A 13,592-nucleotide genomic window follows, 5' to 3' on the forward strand; every position below is an offset into this window, starting at 1 on the left:
GAGAAAATGACGGATAATCAATTAACAGAATCTTGGGATAAGGTATTCCAAGCATCACAACAAGCGATTGATTGGGTAAATGATGTTCGCCCAAATGTTGCCCGTTTAAATAATGAGGCTGATGGTTTAATTCTTGAATTAAGACGTTTACGCAATACAGCAAAACGCCTAGGTGCCGTTTCTTCTAAACCAATTACAGCTGGTTTTTTTGGCTTATCACAAGCAGGGAAATCTTTCTTAATTTCAGCACTGGCAGCCGATCAAAAGGGCAATTTGGAAACGATTTTTGACGGTCAACAGTTGGATTTCATTAAACATATCAATCCTCCTGGTGGCGGAAAAGAAGCAACGGGTTTGGTTACTCGTTTTACTCGCTCAGCAAAAGCGGCTGTTCCAGGCTATCCTTTAGAACTTCGCTTATTTCATGAAATTGAAGTTGCCAAAATTTTAGTTAATGCTTATTTCAACGATTTTGATAAAGAACGTGTGACTTATCAATTGGAACAATCTCGCATTAATGAAATACTTAAACCTTTAAATGCTAAATTAAATGCTCAACCTGTAAAAGGTGTTAATGAAGATGACGTAGTTGATTTGCAGGATTACGCCCAGGAAAGCTTCGGAAAATCTTTATCTGTATTACAGGCTAATTATTGGGCTAGAGCGGTAGCCATGGCACCAAGACTGAGCATTGAAGATAGAGCAACATTATTCTCCATATTATGGGCAGAAATTCCAGAGTTGACTCAAATCTATATTCAATTTGCAAAAACACTGGCTCAATTAGGTAATCCTGAACGTGTTTATGCACCGCTTACCGCAGTAGTAAAAGATAATGGTAGTGGTGGCCTTTCTCAAGCTGACAGTATTATGAACGTGGATATGCTTGAGCGTTTAGGTACAAATCGAGATGAACAAATTGCTGTTCGTCCTTTTATTGAAGAAGGCCATGTTGGTGAGCCTGTTTCCATTTCTTTGGCTGAATTAACCGCACTTACCGCAGAATTAGTTTTCCCGTTGATTAACCCTACTAAAGTGCCGGCTGTTGAAACGGTTGATTTATTAGATTTCCCAGGGTACCGTGGTCGTTTAGCAATCACTTCTTTAAGTGAAGTAAAAGAAGGTAATCCTGTATCTCAACTCATTTTAAGGGGTAAAGTAGCTTATCTTTTTGAGCGTTATACCGATAGTCAAGAAATGAACATTTTGATTGTTTGTACTCCATCAACCAAACAATCCGATGTGAATAGTGTAGGTCCTGTATTGGAGCGCTGGATTAATAAAACGCAAGGAGATAATCCGACTGATCGTGCTAAACGTAAACCCGGACTTCTTTGGGCGATAACCATGTTTGATATGCGTATCAGTAGTGATTTGGCCAAAGATGAAGATATGCTGAAAATGTCTTGGGGACAAGGTGGATTGCTGAAACAAACAATTTTAGAGCGTTTCGGAAACTATTCTTGGCTAAATGAATGGGCAAATGGCAAGCCGTTTGATAATGTTTTTTTAGTACGTAAGCCAGGTTTCAAAGTGGCTTTTTTAGATATGGATAATACTGAAGAATTAGCCATTAATCCAAAAGAGGCTGGTCAGCTTAATCTTTTACGTAGTACTTTTGCTAATGACCCTGATATTCAAAAACATGTTGCTCAACCTCAAGAAGCTTGGGATGCAATGATGAAATTGAATGATGGTGGGATGCAACGAATTAGTGATTATTTGAAAACGATTGCTTTGCCAGAAGTGAAAGCTCAACGTTTAACTGAGCAACTTAATGAAGCTATCCATCATATTGTAGAAAACCGTTTTTCTTCTTGGTATCAAAGTGAAGGAGCCGAAGAGGTCAATAAAAAACGCCAATTAGCACAAATGATTGTTGGTGAATTAAGTAAAAAAGGGCTTTTGGTCGGTGAGTTTTTACGTTGTCTTCAATTACCTGAAGAGACAATTCGTTCTTTATATTTTTCTGATTATGAAGAAGTCTTACTAAACAAAGGTGAAGAAGAAACTAAAGCACAAGAAAATTCAGCAAATACCTTTGATGCTGGTTTTGGTTTTAGTTCAGAAGGATTTGATTTATTTGCTGAACCAGCTCCTGTTGTTGTAGAAGAGAAACCGGCTGAAAAAATTGTGGAATCTCGTTTTGCTATGGCTGCATTTAAATCCTGGATTGAACATTTGCGTTCAATTTCTTCTGATCAGCATTTGATGCAATTCTTTGGTTTTACTAAAGAAGCCGTTGAAGGTTTAGTTGGCGAATTGATTACTGGTGCAAATCGCCTTCATTTACAGGATAAACTTTCTAAGGTCGTTTTCCGTAATGAAAACGCAGGAAGTAAACGTGATCAATTAGCTGAGCGTCAAGTATTTTCTATTAATACTGAAATTGCGGATTTTATTGCATGGTTAGATTTTGTTAATCAACCACTGACTCAACGTCCGGCTAGTCGTGTGATGAACGAGCGAGCAATATTTGAAAATAGGGAAGTTGAAAAGGTAAACGGTTTACCTAAATTAGATGACCAAACTAATAATTACACTAAAAATTATCTTTTTGACTGGTTTGTAGCCTTTGGTCACTTTGCTGAAGGAAATGCCGGACACAGCGCTGGACGGGAAATTGATCAGGTCAGCAATACAAAGTTAGGTTCGGTATTAGATTTATATCGTTCAGCACAATGCTAAGGAATAGAAAATGTTACGAATTCAATTAGAGGAAGATCGTCCAGGATACGCTAAATTCACTGCGACGAAATGGAGTTGTAGTACAGAAGTTGAAATTGCAGTACAACGAAATCAGGATGGCTGCTATTTTAATGGCAATGAAACCCCATGGAATCCAGAACCAGTATGGCATAAGGTGGAGGGATTAACCTTAGAAAATGATGTATTGCAAGGTGTTATTGGTAAATGGCTCATTGATAGTCTTGTTCAACAGATCGGTAATGTACGTTATATGATGTCTGTCCGTGATGTACAGAACGGTACGATTGTTGATAGTGGCCCAGTCAGAATGGTTGGTAATATCTTAGCTTCTCTTGCTGGTGGTGACTCCAGTCGAGAAGACAATGTACAGAGTCATGTGCAAGCTGAACCAGAACCAGTCATTGAAGAGCCTTTGGTAGAACCCATTGTTGTAGCTGAAAATGAGCAATCAACAGAACCAGCTATAGTATTTGAAGATTTAGCGCAAAACGAAACACAGACTGAGCCAGCAGATAATATTGAAGTACCAGTTTCAGTAGAGCAAAAGAAAAAAGGTAAAGGAGGCTTAATTGCCTTAATTTTAGCTCTGTTAATTGGCGGTGGTGTTGGGGCTTATTTCTTCTTAAACAAGAAAGATGAGCCAGTGGCAAAATCTGACTGTGCAGTGGATACAAATACTAATGATGAATTGGCGTTTATTCAGAGCTGTCTGAAAACTAAACCAGAGCCAAAACAAATTTTAGAAATTATTGCTTCGGCTAAACAAGCAAATAAATGTGCGATTGCTCAACGACTTTATGCCAACCAGGCTCAAGGTGGCAATGTGGAGATTGCACTGGCTTATGCAGAGGAATATGAAAAAGGTAGTTCTTGTTTCCAAGCTGATAAGGAAACAGCAATTTATTGGTATGAAACTGCATTAAGTAATGATCCGAATAATGCGACAGCTAAAGAAAAATTAGAGGCATTGAAAAAATAATGAAACAGTTAAGACTTTCTACTTTATCTCTTTGTTGCTTAACAGCAATCATGTCTCCGTCAGTTTTTGCTGAAGAGATAAAACCATTACTGCAAGAAGGTAAAACCACACTTTATCAACGCGTGTTAAGTACACCAAGTTGTGAGTTATTAGAAAAAAGTGATGCTAAGAGCGGTCAAAAAATTCCTGCTTTTTCCCGCTATTATGTATATAAACGGGAAAATGTAGGAAATAAGGCTTTATTACAGGTAGGTCCAGATAGCTTTGGTAAAACTGTCGGTTGGTTAGATGCTAATTGTGCTGTACCTTGGAATATGCAAATGACAATGGTCTTTACTAATCCATCCGATCGGGGGTCTTTATTATTCTTTAAGGATAAAGCAACTCTTGAAAGTATTATTAATGACAATTCTCCAGCAAAAGCAGTTGAGTCAATTCGTGCTGAACTTTCCCAAAAGAAAAGTAGTGAGAAAGTGTTAGCGGAAGAACCAAAGGAATTTGTAGATTTCCAAAAAAACTTCTATCTATTACCTGTTTTACAGGGAGAAGAAGTGATGGATAGTCAAGGATTTTATGAGCGCTTGTTAGAAGTCGCATCTGTCAGCAAAAATGATAAGCCGGTCACTCAACCAACTACAAGCACAACAAACAATAATCAAACTAACAAAACAGGTCAAAACCAACCTCAAGAAATTGTTGGATTTAGCGCTGCGGTAGTATTTGTTATTGATTCGACGATTTCTATGGACCCTTACATCAATAGAACGCGCGATGCGATTAAAAAAGTTTATGAAAAAATCGAAAAAGAGAACCTGGGTAAACAGGTTAAATTTGGTTTAGTGGCGTTCCGTTCAAGCACTAAAGCAGTACCTGGATTAGAGTACACTTCGAAAATGTTCGTTGATCCAAGTACCGTAAAAGATGGTAAAGATTTCATGGATAAAGTGGCGAATTTAAAACAAGCTACTGTTTCTTCAAAAGAATTTAGTGAAGATGCTTATGCCGGTGTGTCACAGGCATTAAATGAAATTAATTGGAACAATTTTGGAGGCCGTTATTTAGTATTGATTACTGACGCCGGTGCGATTGAAGGGGATAATCCAATTTCGACTACGGGGTTAGATGCAAAACAATTACGTTTAGAGGCTCAGCATCGAGGTGTTGCACTTTATACTCTACATCTTAAAACACCATCTGGAAAAAATAACCATCAAATAGCTCAAGCACAATATAATGAATTATCTTTTAATAATTATTTAAATAAACCACTTTACTATCCGGTCAATGCTGGAGATGTGAATGAGTTTGGGCAAAAAGTAGATACTCTTGCTAGTGCTTTAACTAAGCAGGTAAAACAAGCTTACTCAGGTGAAGAGGCTGCTGGTAGCGTATTAACAGCCACCACAAAAACAGGCGGAGATCCGAAAAAATCTGAAATTGAAGAAGATGCTGTTTTATTAGGTAAAGCAATGCAATTGGCATATTTAGGGGAAGTAAAAGGTACAAAAGCACCACCAGTATTTAAAGCTTGGGTGAGTGACCGTGATTTTGCTAAACCAACAGTCCCAACCGCCGAGGCTCGAGTATTACTAACCAAATCACAATTAAGTGATTTGAGTGATGTAGTAAAGAAAATTGCGGATGCGGCAAATAGCGGGTTAATTTCACCAACAGATATGTTTGCACAACTTCGTTCAGTAGCTGCTGCAATGGGACAAGATCCAAATAAAATCAAGGAAGATAAATCAACTAAATTGGCAGATTTAGGTTTACTTGGTGAATATTTGGATGGCATTCCTTATAAGAGTCAAGTGACAGGAATTGATGAAGATACTTGGAAAGGTATGAGTGTGCAGGAACAAGAGAAATTTATTCGCGATCTGCATAGTAAGTTACGTCATTATCGTATTTTTAACGAGGACCAATCTCGTTGGATTTCTTTATCAGAAGGAGCCGATCCTCGCGATAATGTATATCCAGTACCATTGGATGCCTTACCATAGAAAAGGATATAGCGTGCTAACCATTAAAGATTTATCCATAACTCGCGGACAAGGGGAGCAAAGTTTTACGGTTTCCCTACCGCATTTATCTTTGGCTGAAGGTGAGGTCGTTTCACTTTGTGGTTCGAGCGGTTGTGGAAAAAGCACGCTATTGGAAATGATGGGGCTAATTTTAAAACCTGATAACTTGAGCCAATATGAATTGAGCTCAGCTACGTTAAGCATGGATTTAGCCCCTCTTATTCTAAGTAATAAGCAAAAGACTTTGGCTGAGATTCGCTCTAAAAATCTTGGCTTTATGTTACAAAATGGTGGGCTATTACCTTTTTTAAGCGTATGGCAAAATATTCTGCTACCTTGTCAAACAAATGGGATTTTAGCTGATGAAAGTTGGTTACATCATCTATGCGAAAAACTAAACATCAATCATTTAATGACAAAATATCCAAAGCAGCTTTCTATAGGTGAACGTCAACGGGTCGCTTTTGTTCGCTCTATTGCTCATAAACCACTTTTATTATTAGCGGATGAGCCGACATCTGCATTAGATCCCCACCACTCAGAGGTCTTATTTCATTTAATGCTATCCTTAGCAAAACAGCAAAAAATAGCCGTACTGCTAGTAACTCACGATTGGGATTTAGTGCAACGTAATGAACTTCGTACTTTTAGTGCAAAATTGGATATGTCTTTACGTCAGTCTTGTTTTATTGAACAAGCCAATAATGACTCGCAAGAATAGGGTATCTTAATGAAAAATAGATTTACATTATTGGCAAAATTAGCACTAAACGATATTTTCTATGATCGTAAGGTTTCTTTTTGTATTATCGCTTCATTGGTAGCGGTAATTGCTCCTTTATTGCTTCTATTTAGCTTGAAATATGGCATTGTTTCTCAATTACGTCATCAATTGGTTAATGATCCAACCAATTTAGAAATTAAAATTGTTGGTAATTTAAATCTTTCTCAAGATTGGTTTGATTGGCTTAAACAACAGCCGGAAACCCAATTCTCGATTCCATTAACGCGTTCACTTAATACAATTATTGATTTGAAGAAAGAGGCAAATTTTGTTCGTAATGTGGAATTAATTCCAACCACTTCAGGCGATCCAATTACTCAACAATCTTTGCTAAATGAGAACTCCATTATTTTAAGTGCATTAAGTGCAGAAAAACTACAAGCTAAACAAGGTGAAAGTATTACTTTAGTTGCAACTCGAAATGAAAATGGACAAGAAGAAAAGGCATTATTGCCATTAAAAGTTCAAGCTATTTTAAATGAGCAACAATTTCCTCGTGCTGCAATTTTTGTGCCCATGTCATTATTAATTGGTGTTGAAGATTTTCGCGATGGTATGAAAACGGAACTTTTCCCTACGGCAAGTGGAAAGCCAAATGATAAACTCCGTAAAAATTTTGCTAGAGCGAGAATTTATGCTAAAAGCCTGGATGATGTGGCACCTTTAGCACTAAAGCTACGTGAACAATTTCATATTGATACTCGAACAGAATCCAAAGCGATTGAAAATGTAAAAGCGATTGATAGTGTATTAAATGTTATTTTTATGGTCATTGCTTTTACTTCTGTAGTGGGTTGCGTGCTATCTCTTATTGGTGCATTTCTTGCAAATATTGATCGAAAACGTAAGGATATTGCTGTTTTACGTTTAATAGGTTTTCAGCAAAGTGCGGTTGGTATTTATTTAGTTTTTCAAGCAATCGTACTCAGTAGTATTGCGTTCATTTTATCTTATGGGCTGTATTTGTTTGGCAGTCAATTATTTAATCAAATACTAGGAACAAGCTTAAGTGGCTCCCATTTTGTTAGTCGTTTGGCTCCAATACATTTATGCTTGGCTTTTATTTTCTCTTTTCTACTTGCTGGCGTGGTTGCTGCTATAGGGGCAGTTCGCGCAGTAAAAATTCAACCAGCGGAGAGTCTGCGAGATGTTTAAATATCGCTTTTCTTTATTAGCATTAATTATGGCCAGTACGGCTGTATCAGCCCAACCTTGGGAAGAAAAATTTTTTAACCCGAAAAAATTAGATGGTGATATTGTATTACCCATGCCTTGTGAAGGGAGTATGGTTTTTCGAGTAATTAAAACTAACACCAAAAAGCCATTAGAAGATATTAAAGTCACTCTCGGTGGCAATAGCAATGATGCAGATGGTTATGCGCAATATGCTACGCCAAATTATATTTCGGGTAGTTTTGCCAATGAAAAACAAGAACGCTATTTCTTAATGGGAAAATATGAGGTGACAGAAGCTCAGTTTAATGCCGTAATGAAAGGTGAGCAATGTCCTTCAGTAAATATGAAAACCAGTTTACCCGCAATTAATATGAGTTGGTTTGATGCGGTAGAATTTACCCATAAATATAATGAATGGCTACTTAAAAATGCAGCCGATAAACTTCCAACGGAAGATGGAAGTAAAGGATTTGTCCGTTTGCCAACTAATGCTGAATGGGAATTTGCTTCTCGAGGTGGGGTTGCGGTTGATGAAGCAGCATTCCGTGAAAATACCTTTCCTATGCCAGATGGTATAGCTCGTTATGCATGGTCATCTAAAAATGCTAATGGTCGTTTGCAAGTTATCGGTTTACTTGAGCCGAATCCACTTGGTTTATTTGATACATTGGGGAATGTTTCTGAAATGGTATTTGACGGTTTTCGTGCTAATAAGCTAAGCCGTTATCATGGTCAAGAGGGGGGCATGATTGCCCGAGGTGGAAGCTATATTAAAGGAGAAAGTGAAGTCAACAATACTTCACGTATTGAGGTCCCTTATTACGATAATAATGGTGCGATGAAGAAAAAAGATATGGGATTCCGTGTAGCAATTACCGCGCCTTTATTAACATCAAATAATCGTATTAATCAATTACGTCAAGAATGGTCAGCTTTAGGTTCAGATAGTAAAGAGAGTAATGATCCAAATATTGTAGGTAAACTGGAAAAATTAGCGTCGAACGTTGAAGATGAAAAACTTAAACAAGAAATCACTAAGACCAAAGATGAATTGCGAGCAGCAAACCAGGCACGCGATGAACAGAGAGATGCCGCAATTCGTTCAGCCTTACAATTAGGTGGATTCCTTTGTGCTAATGTTTCTGATTTACAGGCAGAAGTAGAACAGCAAGAAACAGCGGTAAAAGCTTTTGCTGAGGAAATAAAAAATGAACAGGATACCGATTTAAAACAAATTTATCAGCAAAAAGAATCTGATTTTAAACAACGATTACAAGAGGCAGAAAAGGCTAGAGATTTTGTTGTGCAATATTATGCAGGCACAATTACTAGTACATTTGACACTTATAGCCTTGCTAATGTAAAAGAACAAGTAGAAAGAACAAAATCCATGATGAGCGAGAAAAAACTTGCTAATGGACAAGCGACGAATTTGAGCCAGTACCTTGATTTATATTGGAAACATTTAAGCCAATATTATCAGAATGGCAAAATTACCCGAGAGCAATGGTTACAGCAATGTAATCAAATTAAACCTCAAACTCACTAATGATAAATAAGGAAAATCTTATGAAATTGAAAAAGACCTTTGGTGTACTAATTTTATCTAGTTCATTAGCCCTTGCAGGCTGTGCTGGTACAGGTAGTAGTTCAAGCAGCTTAGATAGCGGTGATGATGCTAAATTTTTTAGCTCATCAGGCTGGGGTTCTTGTGCTTGGGGAGCAGCAGGAGGTGCTGCATTAGGTGCTTTAACAGGATTATTGACGGGTGGTGATACTGAAAGTACAGTAGCGGGTGCCGCAATTGGTGGAGCAGCAGGCTGTGCAGCTGGTATGAGTGCTAACTACTATTTAGAAAAACAACGTAAAACTTATGTGAAAAAAGAAGATCGTTTGAATGCTTATATTGCTGATGTTCGTCAAAATTCACAGATGGTACAAAAATCCACAGCAAAATTAAATGCTGCTACGGCTAAAAACAATCAATTGATTGCTAAAGTGAATAGTCAATTAAAAGCCGGAACAATTCAAAAAGCAGAAGCTAAACAACAATTAGCTCAAGTAGATGCTGATATTAAAGCTGCAAAAGAACGTTTAAGTGTAATGAAATCCAATTTAAATATGCTTAGTGATACAGCTAAAGCTGAACGTTCTTCCGGTGCTTCAAGCAAGAGATTGGATCAAGAAATTTCTCAATTAAGAAAACAGGTTTCAACCTATGAACAAGCATTACAAGCACAGGTGAAACAACGCTCTGCAATTCAAGTCGGGTAAGGAGTGAGCGTGAAAACGATTAAATTATTCACCGCACTTTCTGCTTGTGCTTTATTAGTTGCTTGTTCTGCGACGCCTGAAGAATGTGATCCAAATGTGGAGCAAAGTATTTGGGGTAAAATGGCCTGTGTGAATTCAGGTAGCTATGATACCCGAGTGCAGCGTAAAGAAAGCGAGTTATCACAAGAGCAAGCCAAAAATGCTGATTTGCAAGCTAAAAATAAACGAGCTCAAGAGGCAAAAAATAAATCAACCAAGCAACTGAATCAGAAAAAAGCTGCATTGGCTAATTTAAATAAGGAATTGCAAAATGATGCGGCCTTGCTTAAACAAAAAGCTCAAGGTAATAGCGACCTATTAGCAAAAATTCAAGATGTAGAACAACAAATGAAGCAGGTAAATACTTCTAGTGCATCTGATGAAGTGAAAGCAAAAGAATTGCAAACGTTACAGCGTAAGTTGACTGCTTACAAAAAAGCGCTTGCTGTTAAATAATTATAAAGGCTGATCTTGAAAAAAGATCAGCCCTTATTATTGGAATAAGAATATTGACAGTTTTTATTCCAATAATACGACTCAAATGTAGAGGGATTTATGCAACGTTTAGCTCGTTTTAAACTAGAAGAAATTAATCAAAATGCAACGGTGCTTTTTGAACATTACGATGAAATACTTAAAATTGTGAGAGCTCATCTTCCACCAAGCACAGCCACTTTATTCGCTAAACCTGAAATCAAATCAGATCGAGTAACGGTAGAATGGTATAGCGAACTGGAAGGGCAGCCTTATCTAGTGTCTGAAAATGAATCAGATAAAGCGGCACTACAAAAAATTTCACCTCTCATTCAACAGCGTTTAAATGCTATTGCTGCACTTACTCAAAATCTAACTGAAAGAGGGGTTATTAGTGCAGAACAAAGCACTTGGTTGAGTCAATTAGTGGAAGGTGCCAATCATAACACCCGTCAAATTTATTTAATCAATAATGAACCCGTTATTACTGGTTGGGGGATTGGAAAAAAAGTAGAACCACCGGCTCCGCCACCGATTGTCCCTGTGGCAACACCTAAACACCGTTGGTGCTATTGGTTATTACCGCTTCTTTTATTGCTACTCGGTTTATTGGCTTGGTGGTGGTTTAATCGTGAACCTGTTGTTCCCCCTAAAGTGGAACCACCTAAGGTAGAAGAACCGAAAAAAGAAGAACCAAAAATTGAGGAGCCTAAACCAGAACCTCCAAAAGAAGAGCCAAAGGTTGAAGAGCCTAAACCTGAGCCTATAAAAGAGGAACCAAAGGTTGAGGAGCCTAAGCCTGAGCCTATTCAAGAGCCGATTAAGGAAGAGCCGAAAGTAGAACCTCCTGTTGTTGAGCCACCGAAGGAAGAGCCTAAACAACCACCACAAAAAGTGTGCAAGCCGAAATACAAACCAGGTGAAACACCACAGATGGTAATGATTTTTGATAATTCTGCATCAATGCTTTATAGTTTGTTAGAGAACTCACAAACTATAAGTAATTTTGAACAGCGTTGGGATGCGTATGGTGTAAGTAATGAGGAGCTTGAGTATATGCGTCGTTTACCAAATCGCTTAGCCACTGCTAAAAAAGCCTCTTCCAATATTATTAATAGCATTGGCAAAAATGTAGATATCGGCTTAGTCTCATTAAAAACTTGTCCGGCTGCAACTAACCATGGTTTCTATTCACCAGGTAAACGTAATGCACTTAAAGCCAAAATTCAAGCAATGAAACCAGGAGAAGAGAATAGCGGAACTCCTCTATATAATGGATTACAAATTGCAAGCAGCATGATTGATGGTGTAAAACGCGATGCCTTTATTTTGCTTCTAAGTGATGGCAAAGATAGCTGTACTACAGCAGATATTTGTGGCCTAGCCAATCAAATAGCCAAACAAAAACCGCGTTTAAAAGTGAATGTGGTTGATATTGGTGGGGCTAGAGCTGCCAACTGTGTAGCCAGCGCTACTGGCGGAAAAGTATTTACCGCAAATAATCAGAAACAAGTGGTGAGTATGGTGAATCAAGCTATTAAACCTATGACTAAAACTGATGAGTGTGAATAAGGAACGCTTATGCAACGTCTAGCTCGTTTTAAATTGCAAGAAATTAATCAAAATGTGACCGCACTTTTTGTCCATTATGATGAAATAATTAAAATCTTGCGTAGCCATTTGCCACCAAGTACCGCCACTTTATTTGCAAAACCAGAAATAAAAGCCGATCAGGTTACAGTGGAATGGTATAGCGAACTAGAAGGTCAGCCTGTCTTGATTGCTCAAGAAATGCAAGAAGAGAAGCAATTTAAACCAATAATTTCACTGATTCAACAACGCCTAAATGCGATTGTAACATTGAATCAGGAGCTTATGGCTAAAGGTGTACTGACACCCGAACAAAGTGCTTGGTTAACTCAATTGGTGGAAGGGGCGACTCATGATACCCGTCAAATTTATTTAGTAAATAATGAACCAGTTATTACTGGTTGGGGTATTGGAAAAAAAGTAGAACCACCGGCTCCACCACCAGTTGTTCCTCTTACTGCACCAAAACACCGTTGGTGCTATTGGCTTTTACCGCTTCTTTTATTACTACTAGGCTTATTGGCTTGGTGGTGGCTCAATCGCGAACCGGTTGTACCGCCTAAAGTAGAACCACCTAAGGTCGAAGAACCGAAGAAAGAAGAGCCTAAACCAGAGCCACCGAAAGAAGAGCCTAAAGTGGAAGAACCAAAACCGGAGCCGGTTCAAGAACCACCAAAAGAAGAACCGAAAGTAGAGGAGCCCAAACCTGAACCGAAAAAAAACTGTCGAGTAGTGGAAAAGCCAACTGATGCACCACAGATGGCAATTATTTTTAATAATGCTTCAGGAATGCGCTATACCTTATTAGAAAGCGCCAAAAAAGTAGCAATTTTTGATGAAAAATTAAGAAATCCAGCAAAATATGGCATCACGCAACAAGATATCTATTACATGGAGCGCAAACCAAATCGATCCGTGGCATCCAAAAAATCGGTAGCGGAATTAATTAATAATATTCCACCAGCAGTGGATATTGGTTTAGTCGAACTAAAAAGTTGTTTATCTACCTCGAAAAAAGCATCTTATGCTACCAATCATGGCATATTTACTGCGGCACAACGCAGTACATTAAAAGCCAAACTTAATAAAATGCAGGTACGCGATCATCGTGTTCCTGGTACACCTATTTATGAAGGATTACAAAAAGCCTTAACCATGGTAGATGGAAAAGAACGTGAAGCATTAATTGTATTAATCACCGAAGGTAATGGCGATTGTACGAATCGCAGCGCCTGTGAGCTCATTAAAAAAGAAGCAAAAGAAAGACCAAAATTAAAAATTAATATCGTCAATATTAATTCACCTTGGAATAATACGGATTGCCTAGCTAAGACAACTGGTGGTGAAATTCTAAACGGTGATATGACGAATCAAGTTAAATTAACTGAAGCTATTAAAAAATCAATGGAACCAGTACAGCAAGAAATCTGTGATGAATAATGGAAAGGGCGTTTAACGCCCTTTTTTTCAATATCAGAATCCATTTAATGGAATTTTTTTAGTCTCCACCTAATAACGCATCGATTTTATTATTGTTTTTATC

Annotated in this window: 10 protein-coding genes; all 10 read left to right on the forward strand. The window is 37.9% G+C overall.

What is annotated here, in order from left to right:
- The first annotated feature begins 6 nt into the window (after positions 1-6).
- The 10 genes from PARA_RS08275 to PARA_RS08320 all read left to right on the forward strand — a co-directional run bounded on the left by PARA_RS08275 (position 7) and on the right by PARA_RS08320 (position 13,489).
- Positions 7-2,688 carry a putative virulence factor gene (locus PARA_RS08275; RefSeq protein ID WP_014065373.1) on the forward strand — a complete coding sequence of 894 codons (2,682 nt, stop codon included), beginning with the start codon at positions 7-9 and terminating at the stop codon, positions 2,686-2,688.
- Between the two features lie 10 nt (positions 2,689-2,698).
- Positions 2,699-3,688 carry a hypothetical protein gene (locus tag PARA_RS08280; protein ID WP_014065374.1) on the forward strand — a complete coding sequence of 330 codons (990 nt, stop codon included), beginning with the start codon at positions 2,699-2,701 and terminating at the stop codon, positions 3,686-3,688.
- On the forward strand, positions 3,688-5,691 hold the full coding sequence (locus PARA_RS08285) for a vWA domain-containing protein (protein WP_041918268.1): 2,004 nt from the start codon (positions 3,688-3,690) through the stop codon (positions 5,689-5,691). The genes PARA_RS08280 and PARA_RS08285 overlap by 1 nt, the downstream gene beginning before the upstream one ends.
- A gap of 13 nt (positions 5,692-5,704) precedes the next feature.
- Entirely contained in the window at positions 5,705-6,433 is a 729-nt protein-coding gene (locus PARA_RS08290) for an ABC transporter ATP-binding protein (RefSeq protein ID WP_014065376.1), read from the forward strand.
- Positions 6,434-6,442: 9 nt separating this feature from the next.
- Positions 6,443-7,651, forward strand: coding sequence for an ABC transporter permease (locus PARA_RS08295; RefSeq protein WP_014065377.1), 1,209 nt, complete (start codon positions 6,443-6,445; stop codon positions 7,649-7,651).
- The gene (locus PARA_RS08300; RefSeq protein ID WP_014065378.1) at positions 7,644-9,221 is read left to right on the forward strand and encodes an SUMF1/EgtB/PvdO family nonheme iron enzyme; all 1,578 of its coding nucleotides are present in this window, start codon (positions 7,644-7,646) and stop codon (positions 9,219-9,221) included. The genes PARA_RS08295 and PARA_RS08300 overlap by 8 nt, the downstream gene beginning before the upstream one ends.
- Before the next feature lie 20 nt (positions 9,222-9,241).
- Positions 9,242-9,946 carry a membrane protein gene (locus PARA_RS08305; protein ID WP_014065379.1) on the forward strand — a complete coding sequence of 235 codons (705 nt, stop codon included), beginning with the start codon at positions 9,242-9,244 and terminating at the stop codon, positions 9,944-9,946.
- 9 nt (positions 9,947-9,955) lie between these two features.
- Positions 9,956-10,441 carry a hypothetical protein gene (locus PARA_RS08310; protein WP_014065380.1) on the forward strand — a complete coding sequence of 162 codons (486 nt, stop codon included), beginning with the start codon at positions 9,956-9,958 and terminating at the stop codon, positions 10,439-10,441.
- Positions 10,442-10,540: 99 nt separating this feature from the next.
- Complete coding sequence (locus PARA_RS08315) at positions 10,541-12,031, forward strand: VWA domain-containing protein (protein WP_014065381.1); 1,491 nt, start codon at positions 10,541-10,543, stop codon at positions 12,029-12,031.
- A gap of 9 nt (positions 12,032-12,040) precedes the next feature.
- Positions 12,041-13,489 (forward strand): hypothetical protein, encoded by a 1,449-nt coding sequence (locus PARA_RS08320; RefSeq protein WP_014065382.1) that lies wholly within the window; start codon positions 12,041-12,043, stop codon positions 13,487-13,489.
- Positions 13,490-13,592: the final 103 nt, after the last annotated feature.

Source organism: Haemophilus parainfluenzae T3T1, assembly GCF_000210895.1.
Lineage (GTDB): Bacteria > Pseudomonadota > Gammaproteobacteria > Enterobacterales > Pasteurellaceae > Haemophilus_D > Haemophilus_D parainfluenzae_A.

Coding starts and splice junctions, on each gene's coding strand:
- PARA_RS08275 (WP_014065373.1), top strand. CDS start 7: ATGACGGATAATCAATTAACAGAATCTTGGGATAAGGTATTCCAAGCA.
- PARA_RS08280 (WP_014065374.1), top strand. CDS start 2,699: ATGTTACGAATTCAATTAGAGGAAGATCGTCCAGGATACGCTAAATTC.
- PARA_RS08285 (WP_041918268.1), top strand. CDS start 3,688: ATGAAACAGTTAAGACTTTCTACTTTATCTCTTTGTTGCTTAACAGCA.
- PARA_RS08295 (WP_014065377.1), top strand. CDS start 6,443: ATGAAAAATAGATTTACATTATTGGCAAAATTAGCACTAAACGATATT.
- PARA_RS08300 (WP_014065378.1), top strand. CDS start 7,644: ATGTTTAAATATCGCTTTTCTTTATTAGCATTAATTATGGCCAGTACG.
- PARA_RS08305 (WP_014065379.1), top strand. CDS start 9,242: ATGAAATTGAAAAAGACCTTTGGTGTACTAATTTTATCTAGTTCATTA.
- PARA_RS08315 (WP_014065381.1), top strand. CDS start 10,541: ATGCAACGTTTAGCTCGTTTTAAACTAGAAGAAATTAATCAAAATGCA.
- PARA_RS08320 (WP_014065382.1), top strand. CDS start 12,041: ATGCAACGTCTAGCTCGTTTTAAATTGCAAGAAATTAATCAAAATGTG.